This is a genomic window from Bacillus sp. CCNWLW194 (assembly GCF_037120585.1).
Taxonomy (GTDB): Bacteria; Bacillota; Bacilli; order Bacillales; family Bacillaceae_G; genus Bacillus_A; species Bacillus_A basilensis.
In genome coordinates this window covers 14,322-32,275 of record NZ_JBBBBL010000021.1, presented here as the reverse complement: position 1 = coordinate 32,275, position 17,954 = coordinate 14,322, and the positions used below count along the sequence as shown (strand labels likewise).

Sequence of the window (17,954 nt, the reverse complement as noted above, 5' to 3'; positions counted from 1 at the left end):
TGAATCTCTCCTTCCTGTACAAAATATATATTTATTACAGTAGGTGTAATAAATTCTGACTTTTGAAACATTTCTATTCTATACTGGTTTCATTTCTTTTTCCAGAAATATCACTTCTTACATAATATATTTTTTCTATACGTTTTATCGGGTTTATTTATAGAAATTTTCTATATTTTCTTTTATACTAAGGCAGAGATGAAGGGAAGGATGACAGCTATGAAGAAAAAAACTAAAGGAATCGTTGCACTCTCAATCACATTATCTATGTTTTTAACAGCATGTGGCCAAAAACAAGAGGCAACAACTACCAGAGAAAAGAAAAAAGATTCTTCAAAACAAGTATTAAACATTGTAGAAGCCGGGGAAATTTCTACACTTGATTCATCTATCGCAACCGATGGGTTCTCTTACGCTGCTTTAAACAACGTAATGGAAGGATTATATATGCCTGGTCCGGATAACAAACCTGTTCCTGCAGCAGCTGAATCATACAAACTGAGCGAAGACGGAAAAACATATACATTTACATTACACGATTCAAAATGGTCAAATGGCGATCCAGTAACTGCTCATGATTTTGAATATGCATGGAAACGTGCCGTTAATCCAGAAACTGCTTCTGAATACGCACATATTATGTTCGATATTAAAAACGCAGAAAAAGTAAATAAAAAAGAATTACCAATTGATTCATTTGGTGTAAAGGCAATTGATAATAAAACTCTTGAAGTACAGTTAGAACACCCTGTTCCATACTTTTTAGGTTTAATGGGATTTGCAACATTTTATCCTCAAAACCAAAAGATAGTAGAAGCGCAAGGGAAAAATTACGGGCTTGAAGCTGCAAATGTAGTTTATAATGGGCCGTTCCAATTAAGTGAATGGAAACATGATACAAGTTACAAAATGACGAAAAACCCGAACTACTGGGATAATAAAAATGTGAAATTAAATGAAATTAATGTAAATATCGTAAAAGATACTTCAACAGCTGTTAATTTATTTGAAAGTAAACAAGTAGACCGTATTACGATCAATTCAGAGTTTGTTGATAAATATCAAAAAGATCCGAGCTTAAAGAAAATGGAACGTCCTTCTGTGACGTTTTTCCGATTTAGTCAAAAGAATCTTTTATTAGCAAACAAAAATGCTCGTAAAGCTATTTCGCTTGCTTTTGATAAACAAGGAATCGCAACAACGATTTTAAACAATGGTTCTATACCTGCAAATGCATTCGTTCCGAAAGGATTCGTAAAAGGACCTGACAATAAAGATTTTCGCAGTACAAGTAATGTAAAAGTAGAAACAAATGTGAAAGAAGCTAAAACACTATGGGACACTACGAAAAAAGAAACAAATTTACAAAACGCTTCTCTTTCAATCATAACAACTGATGAGTCTAACGATAAAAAAATTAGTGAATTTTTAAAAGGTGAACTGGAGAAAAACTTACCTGGACTAAAAATCACATTACAACCCCTTCCAGTAAAAGCATTTTTAGATCGTGAAGGAAATGGTGATTTTGAAATTTCACTTTCTACTTGGGGACCAGATTTTCCTGATCCTACAACATTTTTAAATATGTTCGTCACAGACGGACCGTTTAATAAGATGAGTTACTCAAACAAACAATACGACGAATTAATTGAGAAAACGAGCTCTACTTTAGTAACTGACTTACCAGCACGTTGGAAAGCGTTCCAAGATGCAGAGAAAATCTTACTTGAAGATGATGCAGCTATCGCTCCAATCTTCCAATCAGGACTTGTATATTTAGAACGTCCAACCGTAAAAGGTGTTGTTGTTCGTCCATTTGCAGGAATTTATTCTTATAAATGGGCCTCTATTACAGAATAAGAAAAAGGCGATCCTAACATATATTAGGATCGCCTTTTTTATTAAATTGAAAAACGCTTATACTTTTCGTAATCGCTCGTCTTACATTCTACTTCTAGTTTCGTACCTTCGTTTTCATAACTCGTCGATAGAACGTGTGCATGATTATTGAAATAAGAAACTACCTGTCCTTGATCATACGGAATTAACATTTCACACTTCGTATACTCTTTATAGATGTGTGAGCGAATCATTTCTACAAGTTCTTCAATTCCAACATGTTTCTTCGCTGATAAATAAACTCGGTCTTCTTGTACTTTCGGAATTTCAACATCTACCATATCTGATTTGTTATAAGCATAGATTGTTGGAATATTTTCTACTCCAATTTTCTTTAACGTTTCATTTGTAATATCAATTAACTGTTCATAATTTGGATTTGCGTAATCTACAACATGAATAAGTAAGTCTGCTTCCGCTACCTCTTCTAATGTTGAACGGAATGCTTTCACAAGATGATGTGGTAATTTACTTACAAACCCAACTGTATCTGTTAATAAGAATGATTTGTTATCTGGTAAATCAATGTTTCGCACCGATGTTTCTAACGTCGCGAATAACATATCTTTTTCAAATACTTGTTTTTCTTCTGTACCATTATAAATTTCAAGCATTGCATTCATCGTCGTTGACTTTCCTGCGTTCGTATAACCTACTAATGCTACAACAGGAATTTTATTTTTCTTACGTTGCTTTCGCTGCGTTTGACGCTGTGCAACAAGTGCTTCTAGGTCTTTATTTAATACTGAAATCTGCTCTTCAATTTTACGACGGTCTAACTCTAACTTTTTTTCACCGACACCTTTATTTTTCGTACCAACGCCGCCACTCTGTCTTCCTAACGATTCACGAAGACCGATTAAACGAGGCATCATATACTGAAGATGAGCTACTTCTACTTGTAGCTGCGCTTCTTTCGTTTTCGCACGTTGCGCAAAAATATCTAAAATTAAAATGGTACGATCAATAACTTTACAATCTAAATCCGCTTCTAAATTTCGAATTTGTGAAGGAGATAATTCGTCATTAAAGATGACCATATTCGCATCTACTTCATTTACGTAGGCTGCTACTTCTTCAATCTTTCCTTTTCCAATATAGTGAGATGGATTTACTCGTTGTAAATTTTGCGTCACTTGTCCAATTACCTCTACATCACAAGCTTCCGCAAGATTTGTTAGCTCTTCCATCGAATATGCAAAATCATCTTCATTACCTAAATTTACTCCAACTAAAACTGCTCTTTGTAATAATTCTTCCATATATTTATTCCTCCATTTCGATTACGTAAAATAAAAAACACAGGTCGCTGCCTGTGTTTTCGTAAACGGATAAGGGTTCACCAAAGAAATAGAAGAAAGCTGTGCTTTCATCCTATCTCATAGTCAAAAAGTCCCAAGATCATATACATATCCACAATAAGTGTTCACCTATACGATCCCATTCTATTTATAAAGGCAAAACAAAAAGAGGGCGTATTCGTCCCTCCCTCTTTTTCACATATAAGCTTAATAAAGGGTTCCTTTAAAATAGGCAGACCAATCCCGTTCACTCTGCACACAGACAGAGCCTTTGAGCGCTATTCAATTATTGGCACAAAGTATTGAGACGTAATCTGATTAAGATCAAAGGAAGCCCCTCCGTTCATTTTAAGTTACATAAAGTGTAGCATAAGTAATTCGCTTTCACAAGATTAAACCACCTATAGAAACAGAAAGAAATTCTTTATATATTTACTTTAATCGTCATTTTTTGCGCATTTTTCTCACAATAAAATAACAACAGCAATAATCAATAACAGACCTATGGAAATGATAGCAACTTGCTACCAACTGAAACCACTCACCATTTCTCCTTTTAAATCCATTTTCTTCGTCGGAGCAAATTCTTTTGCAATTTGACTTAAAGCCACTTTGTCCACCCCTGCCTCATCCAATCTCTTCGTTCTACTACAACTATGTGTGTGTAATTGTTTTTCTGATCCTCTTTGAGAAGAAAACACTAAGTACTCTCCTCCCTCTACAAAGTGAAACACACAATCACCACCATTTGTATATACGATAATTTGCGAAGAAGTTGTCCCTTTCCATATTTTCTTCACTTCAAATAATACTTCAATCCCAATCCCTTCTTTCCTTCCAACCTCAATTACCTTCCCCTCAAACACTACATCGTTTTTTTTAAAGGCATCTTCTGCCGATACGTTAATACAATCACAAGCATAAGATTTCTCTGGAAAAATAATAAGAATAAAGCTACAAATAATGACAACAGGAAACATATGTAAAATTCTATTCAAGGAGCTCAACTCTCTTCATTATCAATTTTGAAACTTCTCGTATATTATTTTTACAACACTCACCAAATTCCTTCATTGTAAGTTAAGCATTATCGTTTCAATACAACAAAAGTCTTTATTGACATTTTTATAACCTGGTATTAATATCAGGTTATAAAAATAAAAGTTAGGAGCTGTTCCTATGCATTCTAAATCCCGTATTACTGCAATTGGTACTCATGTTCCAGATCAAATATTGTCTAATAACGATTTAGAAAAGATGGTTCATACGAATGATGAATGGATTGTACAAAGAACAGGAATGAAAGAAAGAAGGATTGCTAGCGAAGACGAATACTCCTCACACTTAGCCATTAAAGCAATTGAAAATTTATGTACAACATTTAAAAAGAACTTAGTAGATATCGACTGTATCATCGTCGCTACAACAACTGCTGACTATGTTTTTCCTAGTGTTGCATGTCAAATACAACAACATTTCAACATACCCCATACAATGGCATTTGATTTAAATGCCACTTGCGCTGGTTTCACATATGGACTACACGTAGCTAATAGTTTAATCACTTCTGGATCACATGAAAGAGTACTTGTCGTAGCGACAGAGACATTATCTAAAGTTACTGATTACACCGATAGAACGACATGTATTTTATTCGGTGATGGTGCTGGAGCCATTTTATTAGAAAGAGATGAAAACAAACCAAGCTTTATCGCTGCTCATATGGGAACAAATGGTGACGGCGGAATTCATCTATACCGAACAAACTTATCTACTACTATGAATGGCACGCCACTGCAAACAAATGAAAAAATCGTTCAAAACGGGAGAGAAGTATATAAATGGGCAACACGCACAGTACCAGCAGGTATAAAAGAACTATTACATACCGCAAATATGCAAATAGATAATATAGACTGGTTCGTACCACACAGTGTAAACTTACGAATGATTGAATCTATTTGTGAGAAAACCGAAATTCCAATTTCAAAAACTTTAACGAGTGTAAAATACATGGGGAATACCTCTTCAGCTTCCATTCCACTCGCTTTAGATTTAGCTAGAAAAGCAGAAAAATTAAATAACGGAGACATACTTTTACTATACGGGTTTGGCGGTGGTCTTACGCATTTAGGGCTTATTGTAGAGTGGGATTTAAGCTAAACGTATAAAAAAGAGGTTCTAGTCAGTAACTAGAACCTCTCTTTAATTTCTTACTTCTTTTCGAGACCATATCACTACAGGAATGAGCATGAAAGCTAACACTCCTCCCGCTAATGACAATGCCGCATAACTCGAATTCGCCACTACCATTCCTGACATCGCTCCGCCTGAAGCTCCAGCTAGCGCAATAAACACATCGATCTTTCCTTGTGTTTTTGCACGTGTGGAAGGGATAGTTGCATCAACAATTTGAGCAGTACCACTTATTAAACCGAGGTTCCATCCTAATCCAAGTAAAGACAAAGCAACAATTAATAGTATTAAAGAATCACTCGGCGCTATCGCAGCTATGACACCTGCCACTAGTAAAATTACTCCACCAGCTATACTCATTGTAGTTCTGCCAATTTTATCAATTAACATTCCCGTAATGAGAGATGGAAGATACATTGCACCTACATGAAAACCAATCACAAGTCCTACTGCACTTAAAGCATGACCGTGATGTCCCATATGAACTGGCGTCATCGTCATAATCGCAACCATCACGATTTGCGTAAGTATCATTACGATAGCTCCAACAGTAATGCCTTGTTTATTTTCTGTCGCTTCTTCTGTTACTGGTTGCCCCTTATATGTATGCTCTTGTTTATATGTTTCTATCATATTAGCAACAAGTAACGGATCTGGACGAAGCATAACAAATAAGACAAGACCAGCCAGTATAAATGCCGCTGCTGATAATATGAACGGACCAGCAAGTTCAGGAATTCCAATTGAATGAGCAAACCTTCCCATTACACCTACTAAATTCGGACCTGCGACTGCACCAAAAGTCGTCATTACCATCGTAATACTAATAGCAGTTGCTCTTTGTTTCTTATTCGCTAAATCCGTTCCAGCATAACGCGCTTGTAAATTCGTAGCTGTACCCGCGCCATATATAAGTAAAGAAACTAATAAAAGAATAATGCTATTTGTTAAAGCTGCCCCCACAACTCCAATAGCCCCTAGCCCGCCTACTATAAAACCAGCTGCAAGCCCTATGCGGCGACCATGTTTTTGTGATAACTTCCCGACAAAGAAAGCCGCTACCGCCGATCCCATCGTAAACATAGCAGCAGGTAAACCTGCAAATGCATCTGTCCCAAGCATTTGCTGCGCAAGAAGTGCACCTACTGTAATTCCAGCAGCTAATCCTGCTCCGCCGAACATTTGTGAAATGCTTACGATTATTAATGTTCTTTTGTATAATTTTTGTTGCTCTTCTTCTGTATACATACGATTACTTATTGAAGCACCTGCCGTATCTATCATTTCCTCACCCTCTCTATAAGACTAATACCTCTTGTTAATGTACTATAGAACAACAAAATCCCCAAATTTAAAATGCTGAAATTTATTTATACATGTAAAGAACCCCACGGTTTATGTTTTTCCCATTACCGAGGGGTTCCCAAAATAATTATACTAATTTTATCACAGCTTGCATTCCATCATTTGAATATAACTCACCTTTAGATTAATTCCCTTAGACTCCCTCTACAACTCTTTCCCCTCTCTTTTTACTCAAAGTCTTTCCTTCCCAAAATAACAAACTCACTAAAGCAAAAACTAAAATAATTGGCACACTCACTTTATATAAATCTGTAAAACTCATAGCCATCTGATTCTTAGCATAATGATTCACATCATTCGAAAATGCGAGTACTTCTTTCTTTATACTTTCTTCTTGTTGTTCAACTTCATTTGTTACTTGACTCATAACTTCTTCTCTTTTTACATCTCTATATTCTACTGGAACTTCTCTTAATACTTCATCCACCTTTTGGTGAATTAATTCGTCTTTTTTCTCTTTATTTAATCCTACAAATGTTTCATTTTGATGCTTTTCTACATTTTTATCTATACTTTGATTCTCTATTTTTTCTTTTGTTACTTGTAATATCTCCGCTTGCTCGGCACTACTCACATGAATATTACGAACTTTTTCTTCTGCATAACGATATACATTCTCTTTATTTACAGTTAAGTTGTGAGTTAAGTTAGATACAAATATTGCGATCGCTAAAACAATACCTACTTGCCGCAACATTGATATAACACTTTGAGAAGCAGTTAATAATTCCCCTTCAAACGAAGATGCACTTAAAACTGTAATTGGTCCCACTACCAAACCATATCCAATCCCTAATATCATACATGGAATAATAATTTCTATATTTGTTGAATTAACATCAATCATTTGCAACCAATAGTAGGATAGACCCATAACAAGAAATCCTGACATAATAATAGTTACTTTGCCAAGCTTTTTAATTAATGTTGCTGCAACTGGTGAGACCAAAAATATCATTGCTGAAATAGGTGTCACTAAAAAAGCTGCTTCAATTTCCGTTCGACCTTGTATTTTCGTCAAGAACGTTGGAAGTAATACAGTTACTCCAATTAAAAATAAATTACTTAATATTACAACGATAGATGCTCCAACAAACATTCGATTTTTAAATAAATTCAAATTCACCATTGGATTATGAATCTTTCGTTCCACTAGAACAAATAGAATAAGAGAAATAGTGCTAATTGCATAACAAGACAAAGCTATATTACTTTGCCATCCCCATGTATTTCCTTTTACTAATATGAGAGTAAAAGAAAAAATTGCTAAGCTACTTAATAGTAGTCCTACCCAATCTATTTTTGAGATAATACGTTCTTCATTTTTTATTTGTAGCATAATGCAGCATAAAATGATTCCAAGAATACAAATTGGAACATTTACGAAGAACACCCATCTCCAACCGAAATTTTGTGTAATAATTCCACCTATTACTGGTCCCATCGCAGCTGATAGTCCTTGTGTTACTCCTAAAATCGCAAGTGCAACATGCCTCTTTGCTAATGGCATAGCTGATACACCAATTACCATACTAGTTGGAAATAAAATCGCTGCACCTACACTTTGTATAAAGCGAGATAAGATAAGAAAATCGCCCGTATTAGCAAAAGCACAAAGTACTGATCCACCACCAAAAATTATCAAACCAAGAATATACATCTTTGCTTTCCCAAAAATATCAGCTATCCGTCCTAGCGGAATAGCAAGTACAGCTATTGTCATTGTATAAACATTTAATACCCAAGACATCTTTTCTAATGAAGTATTTACACTCGTTTGTATCGCTGGTAAAGCTATATTCATAATTGTCGTATCAATCATACAAAGAAATATACCTAAGCACATTAAAAAGACAATCTTAATACCCTTTGATTGTTCCATGTTCTTCTACCCCTTTATTTATTATGAACGTTTTTTCACTCTTCCATTTTATTGTGTTCTTTTGCTTCTAGTTGCTCTAGTTTTCTTTTCAAAGTCTCTACTTGAGCACTATACGATGCGATTCCTACATCAAGTGAAATTTCCTCAACAAAAGTAATACCTTCTCTCCACTTTTCATATTTCAGACGTAGATCCGCAATGTATGCTTCTTTCCTTTCAATTTCGTCCTTAATCCATTTTTTTATCGTCTGATCATCGCTGTAATTACCGAAATACATCCTCATTAAAAAATCTGAACGTAAAACATCTTTCTCTACATGCGTTTGCATGTATTGATAAAACTCTTCACGCCCTGCATCTGTAATAAAGTACATTTTCTTATTCGGCTTCCCTTCTTGCATAACAACTTCTTTTTTTATTTTCCCCTCTTTTTCCAACTGACGTAACGTTGGATAGATCATCCCAAAACTTCCATCAAAGAAATGAGTAAATACGTCTTCAAACACAATTTTAATATCATAACCAGACAATTCTTTTCCCATTAACAAGCCTAAAACAACATCTCTTCCTTTCAAAATAAGACCCCCGCATAGTATATAATCAATAATCATATTAACATTGTTAATATGATTATTGATTATATACCTTATTCTGTTATTTGTAAAATGTTTCTAAATAAAAAAAACCTGTAATTTTATTGTTCAAAATTACAGGGTTTTTCTACTTTATATTTCATAAACAAACTTTGTACTATTTTACAACTACATCTTGATTCGTTCCAAACTCTTCTGTCTTACCTTCTTTTATCTCATAATAATACGAAGGTAATTCTATATTATGATCTAAGAGGTAATCCTCAATTAATGAAATAATCACTTTCAATGTTCTCAAACGAGCGTATAATTTATCATTACTCGCGATAATTTGCCATTTCGCATTTGGCTTATTTGTTTTTTCAAACATTTCTTCCATTGCTTCAACATACTCGTCCCATTTTTCACGATTACGCCAGTCTTCGTCTGTAATTTTCCATCTTTTCAAAGGATTTTTCTCTCTATCTTTAAACCTCTTTAACTGTTCATCTTTACTAATATGATAGAAAAACTTCCCGATTATATAATGGTCATCTGTTAATAGTTTTTCAAAGTAATTAATCTCATCATACGCTCTCGTCCACTCTTCCTTTGTAGCAAAATCTTCAACACGCTCAACTAACACACGACCGTACCATGAGCGATCAAAAATAGTAATTTGCCCGTACTGAGGAAGTTTCCGCCAGAAACGTTGCAAGTAATGGTACCGTTTTTCATGAGGTGCTGGTGCTCCAATTGGATTTACTTGAAAACCACGCGGATCAAGGTGTTCCGTCACTCGTTTAATCGCTCCGCCTTTTCCAGCCGCATCCCAGCCTTCCATAACGAGCATAACAGCGATTTTTTCTTCTTTTACAATTTGCTGCAGCGCTAATAAGCGCCTTTGATATTTTTCAAGTTTCTTATTGTATTTAGATTTCGATTCAATTCTTTTCGTCAAATCTACTTTAGCAAGATGTCCATTTTCCATAAAACAAATCCCCCTTGTTGTATGATAATGTTATTTTAACATATAATTGGAAAAATTTCCCATCAGAAAAAGCTGTGTAGAAAAATCTCTACACAGCTTTCATAAAGAATACAGCAGTTAATATCACCATAATAACTGCACCTATAATATAAGATGTGTTCAACGGAATATTAAAACAAATTTTTGCATTTAAAATGTAAATTACATTCATGAGTGCCATAAATATCACCTTACATTATGTGGTATATACTCACATAAAGAGAAGATAATAATAAATAAATCCGTTACAGAATGGGAGCTCTCTAAAAATGAAACGAAAAATATTTTCTTTCTTTGCACTAATCTGTTTAACACTACCAATACAAGCTAGTGCATACACATTTCAATCACTACCAATTGAATCAAAGTCAAAACAGTGGTATATCGAAATTGACAAATCTCATAACGCAAACAAGCAAGCATTGCAGCCAAAACAAGGCGTGTATGATACATATCGTTTACTCGTTAAAAACATTGGGAGTGATGTATCCAATGTATCTGTAGAAATACTTGATAACAATGCCACTTCTAAAGCTACTATTAAACCTGCGACACCTAATATAAACATTTCTAAAAGCCAGACAAGCTCTGACTACATCGTATTCCCATTAGACTTTAACAGCCATAATTTCAAAGTCGTCATCACTTGGGAAGAAAAGGATTTCTCTTACAACGGTCATCCGGTAAATGAGGGGAAACAAATGAAAGAAACATTTGTGTTTAATGAAGAGTAAGCCCTAATTTGATTAGGGCTTACTCTTCATTTACAAAACCAGATTGAATTGCTTCTGTCACTTCTTTTGTGATGTCCAGTTTTGTTACATCGGTGCTAATTTTCTTATGCCAAATATGCACGGAAGGCTTTTCGTTACAAAATGTTTTATTAATACTAGTTGGTTATATGCTAGCTTATTTTCTCTATGGGTAGCAATATAGACTGTGAAATTTTTTGCTTCAAAGATCTTTTCCTGCAAAGTATATTGGTTGTCTAATTCCTTTGCGACTATATCTTTCAAATCTTCTATAATCATATAAATCGTTCCCCCTCCTCTTATATCATCAATCAAATCTTCGAATACTCGGCACACATAATGCTACTCCAATTGTTACAAGTACTAAAATAGCTAGTGTTATAATCGTTATCTCGCCACCTATTACATTTGCTAACCAGCCAACAACTACATATCCTAATGGTAATAAAGCAAAAGATCCTAACATATCAAGGCTTGCTACCCTCCCAAAGGCTTCTTCTGGCACAAGCTCTTGTAAACTTGTTTCCCAAATGAGTCCAAATACCATCATACCGAACCCTTCAATTGCCATTAATCCAATTAAAACAGGTGCCCAAGCAATAAACGGCATTATTAGAAGTGCGCAACCACTTATTAAAACACCACCATAAGCAAGTAATCCTCGCTTACTCCACCGTTCCCTCCCGCCAAATATTAGCGCGGCAATTACAGCTCCAACACCAGAAGATGCGATTCCTAGTCCATATACGTATGCTTCAAAATGATGATGAACATTAAATAGCCATGGAATTAATACGACGATAATTCCTGCATAACAAATATTTATGAAAGAAAAGACTAAAATTGTAATCCATAGCCACGGATGACTTTTTAAAACGAAAACCCCTTCCATAAACTCTTGTTTGTAAACGATTTTACTCTTTTCAATAGGTTTTACTTTTTTAAACTTTATTTCTCTTAAAAATAGTAAACAGAAAAATGATAGCAAATACGTTACTGCATCCAGTCCAAACCCTATTCCGGCAGAGGCAACTGAAACGATCAAGCCTCCAAGGGCCGGTCCAATTAGTCGTATGCCTTGATTACTCATTTGAGTTAATGCATTAGCTGCATTTCGAATTTCCGGTACAAATACTTTCGCTCTTACGGCCACATACGCTGGCTGAAATATGCCTTCCATAAGCCCATATAATGCTACGAGTACATATAGAAGTGGGATTGTTAAAACATCCATAAATATAAGTATTGCAAGTAATAGCATTAATATGCAGCGAATGATATCTGTAAATAACATTACTTTCACCCGATCAATCCGATCTACGACTAATCCAGCAAACGGTAATGCAAGAATATTAGGAAGCATGTACATTGCCATAGTCATGCCCATTACAACTGTTGAACCAGTTAATGAATATACAACAATTGGCAGTATGACCATAGTTATTGAACTACCTAAAGTCGAGAGTAATTGTCCAATCCATAAAAACTTAAAGTGTGGTGATACTTTAACTGGTAATAATAATTTACCGATATAACTTAAACTTTTCTCTGTTGGTATTTCTCCTTGCATATATCTCTCCTCTTTTCAAATTAAGTTAACACTAAAATTAAAACAGAAAATTCAATCTTTAATACTTTTAATTATATATGAAACGGTTTAATGATTGGTAAAAACATAAAAAAAGAAACTCATAATGAATCTAAAAATATTACATGTTAAATATAAATAAAAAAGGTGTTTTCATAAGTGAAAACACCTTTTTTATTTATATTTTTAAGTTCTTCTTCAATGTCCAATACTTTTCTTGAGTATTTTCAAATGAAAATTCTACAAAGCCGTTTGGATCTTCGCGATATACATTTACTTTCTTACCATTTTCTAATTTTCCAACTTCATTTTGTGTAATATTTGGTACACTCTTAATTGTATAGCCAAATGGATATGGTACTTGATAGTAAGAACCTACTAATTGAATAGTAGCTGTTGCACCTTTTGCATAATCTTTATATGGAATCGCTTCACCTAGTGCATTTACATTTAATGTATTAGGGTTTTTCGATAATCGTTTTACATTTTGATAATCTTTCTTGTTAAACGGTTTAATACGCTCCATAATATTAGCGATTTTACCAGCCCATTCTTTATCTGTTGCATACTTAACATTCATAGCAGGTAACGTGTAACCATTGAAATGATTAGCACCTTCTTCTAAGTAGTTCTTTCTTACATAATCAGCATTGTACGAAATACTATGCCCGTAAGACGGTAGATATTTCGCATAGCCAAATGGATCCCAATCAAATGCCTTTAGTCCAAATAGATTATGTTTACGATATGCAATTTCTGATTTCCCGTATCCAGATTCTAAGATTGCATGTGCAGCTAAGTATAATGCGCTCACACCGTACTCATTTTGTGCTTGAATAAAATCTTTTCCAGTTCCAATAAGAGGACTGTCAGGATGCCATTTTTCAATAAAATTATCAATCTCTTGTGCTGTTATATTAGATGGTAACGTTATATCTAGATTGATATACGATGCCATAGCATTAAATAAAAATTGTGCATATTCTTCACGTGTTAAAACACTAGTTGGATTAAATGCACCTGCTCCGTTACCTGCTGTAATGCCGTTAGATTCTAATGCACTAACTGCATCATTTGCCCAATGCGTGCTTGGTACATCATTAAACGTATGTTGAGCCTTTATTTTAAACTTAAAAGCATTCTGTATAATTACTGCCATCTCAGCACGAGTTAACGACTCTTTCGGCCTAAATGTCCCTTTACCATCACCTACGAAAATCCCCATATCTGTCAATGCCAAGATTTCTTTTGGGAACATCGTCGTTCCTGCGCTAATATCAGAGTATGGATTTTTATAATCGCTTTTTGCTTCTGGTTTTAATACGCGATACATTAATGCTGCTACTTGCTCACGAGTTACAACATCTCCGAACCCGAATTTACCATTATCGTACCCTGCAATAACCCCTTTTGACGTTAAATCAGTAATCGCTTCAAATGACCAATGATTTTTCGGAACGTCTGGAAATTCTTTTGTAGATGCAAACGAAGTTGCTGGAGCCATCACTACTTGAAGTGCGACTGTCACTGCTAACACATTAGAAATAACTTTTTTCATAAATTTTTTAACACGTTATGTATATGCTTGTCCCGTGTTAACTTGCCTCCCTTTATCGTATAATTTTCCCTATTAAACTAACAAACTCTTAAATAGTCAACAGTAAAAGTATACGTGATAAAAATAAACTAATCTACCATTATTTTATTCATAATCAGCATAATACGATATATCTTTTTATTCCGATACAAAATTACATAAACTCACAAAAAAGCCCACCTCTATGTAGACGATGGGCTTAGCAATCAGCATTGTTATTTAGCTAAACGATATTTTGCAACATCGAAACCTTTCCACTCATAATAATCTAAAATCCCAGCATAAACTGCCTCAGCAGCAATTTGTCTTCCTGATTCAGTAGCTAATTTACCATTATCTATATTATTATCAATAAAAGCAAGCTCTGTTAAAACTGCTGGTACTGTATTATTATTTACTACATAAAGTGAGTGATTGTCTTTTATATTTCTATCTCTTGTATGTAGTGCTTCTACTACTCGTGTTTGAATTTTCTTCGCTAATACTTCACTATCCTTTTCAATCTGTGTCTCTTCTCCACGCTTGGATTTTTTATAATAATATGTTTCCGTTCCATGACCATTATGATTTTCAGAAGAATTTGCATGAATGCTTACAAATATATCTGCATTGTTCTCTTGACCAAATTTCACTCGATTCGCAAGAGATTCATTTTTGTTACTTCCTGGATTTCCGTTCTCTTCACGTGTTAACAAAGGTCTTAAAGGTGTATTTTTTTCTAGCAACTTCTGTAATCTTAAAGATGTATCAAATACAATTTTACTTTCCTCTACACCTTGCCCTGGATTCCCTGGATCAAATCCTCCATGACCAGGATCAATAATAACTACCTTTTCTAATAAAGGGTTACCTATTTTAAGGGAATCTGCATTTTTAATAAATTGAGCGGCTTCTGCTTTAGTTAGAATTTTTTTAGGTTCCCATTTATCACCAGTACCAACAGAGATTCCTAATTCAACTAGGATGTTAGCTTTTTCTTTACCCCAGTTTAATGTTTCTAAATCTTTGAATTTAGTTGCTGGAGTACCGTTTACTTTAGACTCTAATTTGTAAGCTTCTACAATAAGAGATGCCATTGAAACGCGGTCGATTTTTCCATCTGGCTCAAATCCATTGCCTGTACCTTTAACAACACCAGCTTTTTCTACTGCTGCGATTATTGGAGTAGCCCAATGTTTTTGAGAATCAGCGTAGGATGGTTTAGCATTTGTATCGATTGGTAAGTTTAAGATTTTAGCCATCATTGTAGCGGCTTCTGCACGAGTGATTTCTTTTCCTGGCTCAAACATTCCTTTATCATTACCCGTAACTGCACCCTTATCTACTAAATAGTAAATAGAATCTTCTGCCCAATGTTTAGCTGGGACATCTGGAAATTTTTTTGTTTGTGCGAAACTACTAGATGAATAAGATAATATACTAACTGCAATTATTCCTGCTGCAATTATTCTATTTTTCATAGAACATATTCCCCTCTCAAGTACAATGTATTTATATAACAGACTAATTATAGTTCTGAAAATTAGTAATAGTCAATTGAAATTTGTATAATTTTGTATTATTATTGTATTTTTTGTCATAAGTAACTATAGTTAAAAACTATAAGGTTTTATAAGAGGAGAGATTCATATGAGCAAGAATTGGAAAGATATAGAACACCGTATGTATACAATGAGTATGATTCAGCGAAATAACGACGTATTGCTAATACAGCGCCCCAATCATCTAGGCTTCCCTGGTTACATCGCTCCTGGCGGTAAAGTGGATTTTCCAGAAAGTATCGTTCAAGCTGCTAAGCGAGAAGTAGAAGAAGAAACTGGATTACTTGTTTCAAATTTAATTTTTAAGGGATTAGATGAATACGTAAACCCGAAAGAAAATGTTCGATATATGGTATTTAACTATTGGACAGATTCAGTTGAAGGTGAACTCCTTTTGAATCCTCCTGAAGGCGAATTATTATGGGTACCAATCGATACAGCACTAAATCTCCCTATGCAAGATTGGTTTAAAGAAAGATTTCCATTATTTTTTGAAAAAGGTACGTTTGAAATTCAACGTGTTTGGGACAATGACTTAGATAAACAAGTTGCTATGACCATTACCCATACATAAAAAGCTTGGAATCTCTCCAAGTTTTTCTTACTTCTCCTCTAATCTCTTAATCTCATAATCAATTTCTAAAAACTTGATTCCGAATATCCACATTTTATGGTTAGCTTCTAATATTTGATTTGCGCCCTCTTTAATAATAAATGTCTCTGCTAACGGTAAACGGATTGTAAAGTAGCGAGTGTGTAAATAAATCCCCTCATCTCCCTTACCATTTCTTCTCAGCTTACTAGTAATAATTAAATCATTACTCCTATTACATAATTTCAAAACCCCCGTCATATTCGAATATGGTAAAGGTAATCCGATATTCATATACGTCTCATTCTTATATGTATGTTTTGAGTAAAGAGCTGCAAAAATAGACTCTCCTGCTTCATTTTTTCTTAGCCAAGCCCTTACATTCTCTCTTCCATCCTTCTCATCTATTACCCCTAGGATAGAACCATGCATCGTTTCCCACTTGTCGCCCATTCCTAAATGTATTTGTCCTACACGCTTACTCATTTTCTCATAACAAAATGCAAAGGGGCGAAACCAACGAGTCCATTTAATATGCGCTTGTAACTCATACTCTTTTGTATTTTCATAAAAACGAATAATACTTACAGGAATCTTGTCCGTGTCAAATGCCTCACTATGAAAATCCTTCATATTATCAACTAAACCTGTGTATTCCTTACTTTCTACTAAATTTCTACTATGTAAAAACACCTCACCAATTTTCACATTTCCTCTTAACCTGCTCATTGGTTTCCCGTAGTATTTATAATTCGGAGCACTCTTTTCAATCATCCAGCCGACAAATGCCGGTAATGCTACTCCAATTCCGTTAACAACACCGTGAATCCAAACCATTTGAGCAATTGTAATCGTCATTACATGTTTCAAATTCCCATACGAGTATATAAGTGAAAACATAATTGTTACCATGAGTGTACTAGACGATATGACTAGGAGGATTTTTGCGCTGATAGCATTAAATTTCGTGCGCCAAACATAAATCCCATACCCATAAATCGCACATAAATATAGGCACACTGCAAAAAATTCAAATACCCTTGAGTATGTAATTCCAATCGCAACTGTCATAGGTGAAATGACAATGATAGACATAATCGCATCATATACTTTACTGCTCTTTTCTCTCTTCCGCCCTATTAAACCAGCTGATAATGGCAATAGAAACGCCGAATAATGAAAGTGTGCAGCTGTGAGTAAAACAATGTCAGAAGTAAACTGCATAATCGAAATCTTTGCTACAGAAGCAAAAAACCAGAAACCACCTAAAAACAAATAAATAAACGCACTATCGATAGCTGTCTCTTCTAACGGTTTCCATCCTCTTTCTAGTAATCTATTTATACCAAATAACGCAACAATTCCTGTGTATACAAACCAAAGTAGCGCAAAGAAAAAGTGATTTGTTACGAAAGCCAGCATTGCACTAATTGCTGCGATTGGATATAAAATCGATACAAATTTATAAAAGAGTACATACGATCCATTTCTTATTTTCTTATCAATAATGCAAAATGACATCGGTATAAATAACAAAATAGATAATAAAATAATTGCTTCAACTGGGTTTACATTTGACCACTCACATATTAGAAAAATAATATAACAAGCAAGCCCGACTATTATATTTTTCATATCA

The 17,954-nt window shown here is 34.5% G+C and carries 13 protein-coding genes and 3 pseudogenes; 4 read left to right on the top strand and 12 right to left on the bottom strand.

Features of this window, described 5'->3' with window-relative positions; translation table 11 throughout:
• The first annotated feature begins 219 nt into the window (after nucleotides 1–219).
• Nucleotides 220–1,860, top strand: coding sequence for a peptide ABC transporter substrate-binding protein (locus V7S50_RS29685; RefSeq protein WP_242251408.1), 1,641 nt, complete (start codon nucleotides 220–222; stop codon nucleotides 1,858–1,860).
• A 41-nt stretch (nucleotides 1,861–1,901) separates the two neighbouring features.
• On the opposite strand, the gene hflX is transcribed toward V7S50_RS29685, so the two are convergent.
• Together hflX and V7S50_RS29675 are read right to left on the bottom strand one after the other, a co-directional pair.
• Entirely contained in the window at nucleotides 1,902–3,161 is a 1,260-nt protein-coding gene (gene hflX, locus V7S50_RS29680) for a GTPase HflX (RefSeq protein WP_242251406.1), read from the bottom strand.
• Between the two features lie 483 nt (nucleotides 3,162–3,644).
• A pseudogene (locus tag V7S50_RS29675) lies at nucleotides 3,645–4,198 on the bottom strand (cobalamin biosynthesis protein CbiN).
• Between the two features lie 181 nt (nucleotides 4,199–4,379).
• Between V7S50_RS29675 and V7S50_RS29670 the strand changes: the two are divergent.
• Nucleotides 4,380–5,363, top strand: coding sequence for a ketoacyl-ACP synthase III (locus V7S50_RS29670; protein ID WP_242251404.1), 984 nt, complete (start codon nucleotides 4,380–4,382; stop codon nucleotides 5,361–5,363).
• 42 nt (nucleotides 5,364–5,405) lie between these two features.
• Here V7S50_RS29670 and V7S50_RS29665 read toward each other — a convergent pair whose 3' ends face one another.
• From V7S50_RS29665 to V7S50_RS29645, 5 genes and pseudogenes are all read right to left on the bottom strand, one after another.
• On the bottom strand, nucleotides 5,406–6,680 hold the full coding sequence (locus V7S50_RS29665; RefSeq protein WP_242251402.1) for an MFS transporter: 1,275 nt from the start codon (nucleotides 6,678–6,680) through the stop codon (nucleotides 5,406–5,408).
• 214 nt (nucleotides 6,681–6,894) lie between these two features.
• Entirely contained in the window at nucleotides 6,895–8,643 is a 1,749-nt protein-coding gene (locus V7S50_RS29660; RefSeq protein WP_242251400.1) for an MFS transporter, read from the bottom strand.
• Between the two features lie 35 nt (nucleotides 8,644–8,678).
• Nucleotides 8,679–9,218: a PadR family transcriptional regulator gene (locus tag V7S50_RS29655; RefSeq protein WP_063222653.1), complete on the bottom strand. Its 540-nt coding sequence runs from the start codon at nucleotides 9,216–9,218 to the stop codon at nucleotides 8,679–8,681.
• Between the two features lie 175 nt (nucleotides 9,219–9,393).
• Nucleotides 9,394–10,206, bottom strand: coding sequence for a polyphosphate kinase 2 family protein (locus V7S50_RS29650; protein WP_242251399.1), 813 nt, complete (start codon nucleotides 10,204–10,206; stop codon nucleotides 9,394–9,396).
• An 88-nt stretch (nucleotides 10,207–10,294) separates the two neighbouring features.
• Nucleotides 10,295–10,432: pseudogene (locus tag V7S50_RS29645) on the bottom strand (carbon starvation CstA family protein); the annotation flags it as partial.
• 82 nt (nucleotides 10,433–10,514) lie between these two features.
• Between V7S50_RS29645 and V7S50_RS29640 the strand changes: the two are divergent.
• Nucleotides 10,515–10,979: a hypothetical protein gene (locus tag V7S50_RS29640; RefSeq protein ID WP_242251398.1), complete on the top strand. Its 465-nt coding sequence runs from the start codon at nucleotides 10,515–10,517 to the stop codon at nucleotides 10,977–10,979.
• A gap of 19 nt (nucleotides 10,980–10,998) precedes the next feature.
• Here the strand turns inward: V7S50_RS29640 and V7S50_RS29635 are convergent.
• The 4 genes and pseudogenes from V7S50_RS29635 to V7S50_RS29620 all read right to left on the bottom strand — a co-directional run bounded on the left by V7S50_RS29635 (nucleotide 10,999) and on the right by V7S50_RS29620 (nucleotide 15,642).
• Nucleotides 10,999–11,276, bottom strand: a pseudogene (locus V7S50_RS29635) (hypothetical protein).
• Between the two features lie 28 nt (nucleotides 11,277–11,304).
• On the bottom strand, nucleotides 11,305–12,567 hold the full coding sequence (locus V7S50_RS29630) for an MFS transporter (RefSeq protein ID WP_242251397.1): 1,263 nt from the start codon (nucleotides 12,565–12,567) through the stop codon (nucleotides 11,305–11,307).
• 196 nt (nucleotides 12,568–12,763) lie between these two features.
• A complete protein-coding gene (locus V7S50_RS29625) occupies nucleotides 12,764–14,143 on the bottom strand; it encodes an S-layer homology domain-containing protein (protein WP_242251396.1) in 1,380 nt (459 codons plus the stop codon).
• A gap of 254 nt (nucleotides 14,144–14,397) precedes the next feature.
• Nucleotides 14,398–15,642, bottom strand: a complete 1,245-nt coding sequence (locus V7S50_RS29620; protein ID WP_242251395.1) for an N-acetylmuramoyl-L-alanine amidase — start codon at nucleotides 15,640–15,642, stop codon at nucleotides 14,398–14,400.
• Nucleotides 15,643–15,811: 169 nt separating this feature from the next.
• On the opposite strand from V7S50_RS29620, the gene V7S50_RS29615 reads away from it, so the two are divergent.
• Nucleotides 15,812–16,297, top strand: coding sequence for an 8-oxo-dGTP diphosphatase (locus V7S50_RS29615; RefSeq protein WP_242251394.1), 486 nt, complete (start codon nucleotides 15,812–15,814; stop codon nucleotides 16,295–16,297).
• Nucleotides 16,298–16,324: 27 nt separating this feature from the next.
• Here the strand turns inward: V7S50_RS29615 and V7S50_RS29610 are convergent, their stop codons facing one another.
• Nucleotides 16,325–17,950: a YndJ family protein gene (locus V7S50_RS29610; RefSeq protein ID WP_242251393.1), complete on the bottom strand. Its 1,626-nt coding sequence runs from the start codon at nucleotides 17,948–17,950 to the stop codon at nucleotides 16,325–16,327.
• Nucleotides 17,951–17,954 lie beyond the last annotated feature (4 nt).

Bases quoted from the DNA above. Each gene is read 5' to 3' on its own strand.
- V7S50_RS29620 (WP_242251395.1), bottom strand. From the start codon at position 15,642: ATGAAAAATAGAATAATTGCAGCAGGAATAATTGCAGTTAGTATATTA.
- V7S50_RS29665 (WP_242251402.1), bottom strand. From the start codon at position 6,680: ATGATAGATACGGCAGGTGCTTCAATAAGTAATCGTATGTATACAGAA.
- V7S50_RS29625 (WP_242251396.1), bottom strand. From the start codon at position 14,143: ATGAAAAAAGTTATTTCTAATGTGTTAGCAGTGACAGTCGCACTTCAA.
- V7S50_RS29685 (WP_242251408.1), top strand. From the start codon at position 220: ATGAAGAAAAAAACTAAAGGAATCGTTGCACTCTCAATCACATTATCT.
- hflX (WP_242251406.1), bottom strand. From the start codon at position 3,161: ATGGAAGAATTATTACAAAGAGCAGTTTTAGTTGGAGTAAATTTAGGT.
- V7S50_RS29650 (WP_242251399.1), bottom strand. From the start codon at position 10,206: ATGGAAAATGGACATCTTGCTAAAGTAGATTTGACGAAAAGAATTGAA.
- V7S50_RS29615 (WP_242251394.1), top strand. From the start codon at position 15,812: ATGAGCAAGAATTGGAAAGATATAGAACACCGTATGTATACAATGAGT.
- V7S50_RS29660 (WP_242251400.1), bottom strand. From the start codon at position 8,643: ATGGAACAATCAAAGGGTATTAAGATTGTCTTTTTAATGTGCTTAGGT.
- V7S50_RS29640 (WP_242251398.1), top strand. From the start codon at position 10,515: ATGAAACGAAAAATATTTTCTTTCTTTGCACTAATCTGTTTAACACTA.
- V7S50_RS29610 (WP_242251393.1), bottom strand. From the start codon at position 17,950: ATGAAAAATATAATAGTCGGGCTTGCTTGTTATATTATTTTTCTAATA.
- V7S50_RS29630 (WP_242251397.1), bottom strand. From the start codon at position 12,567: ATGCAAGGAGAAATACCAACAGAGAAAAGTTTAAGTTATATCGGTAAA.
- V7S50_RS29670 (WP_242251404.1), top strand. From the start codon at position 4,380: ATGCATTCTAAATCCCGTATTACTGCAATTGGTACTCATGTTCCAGAT.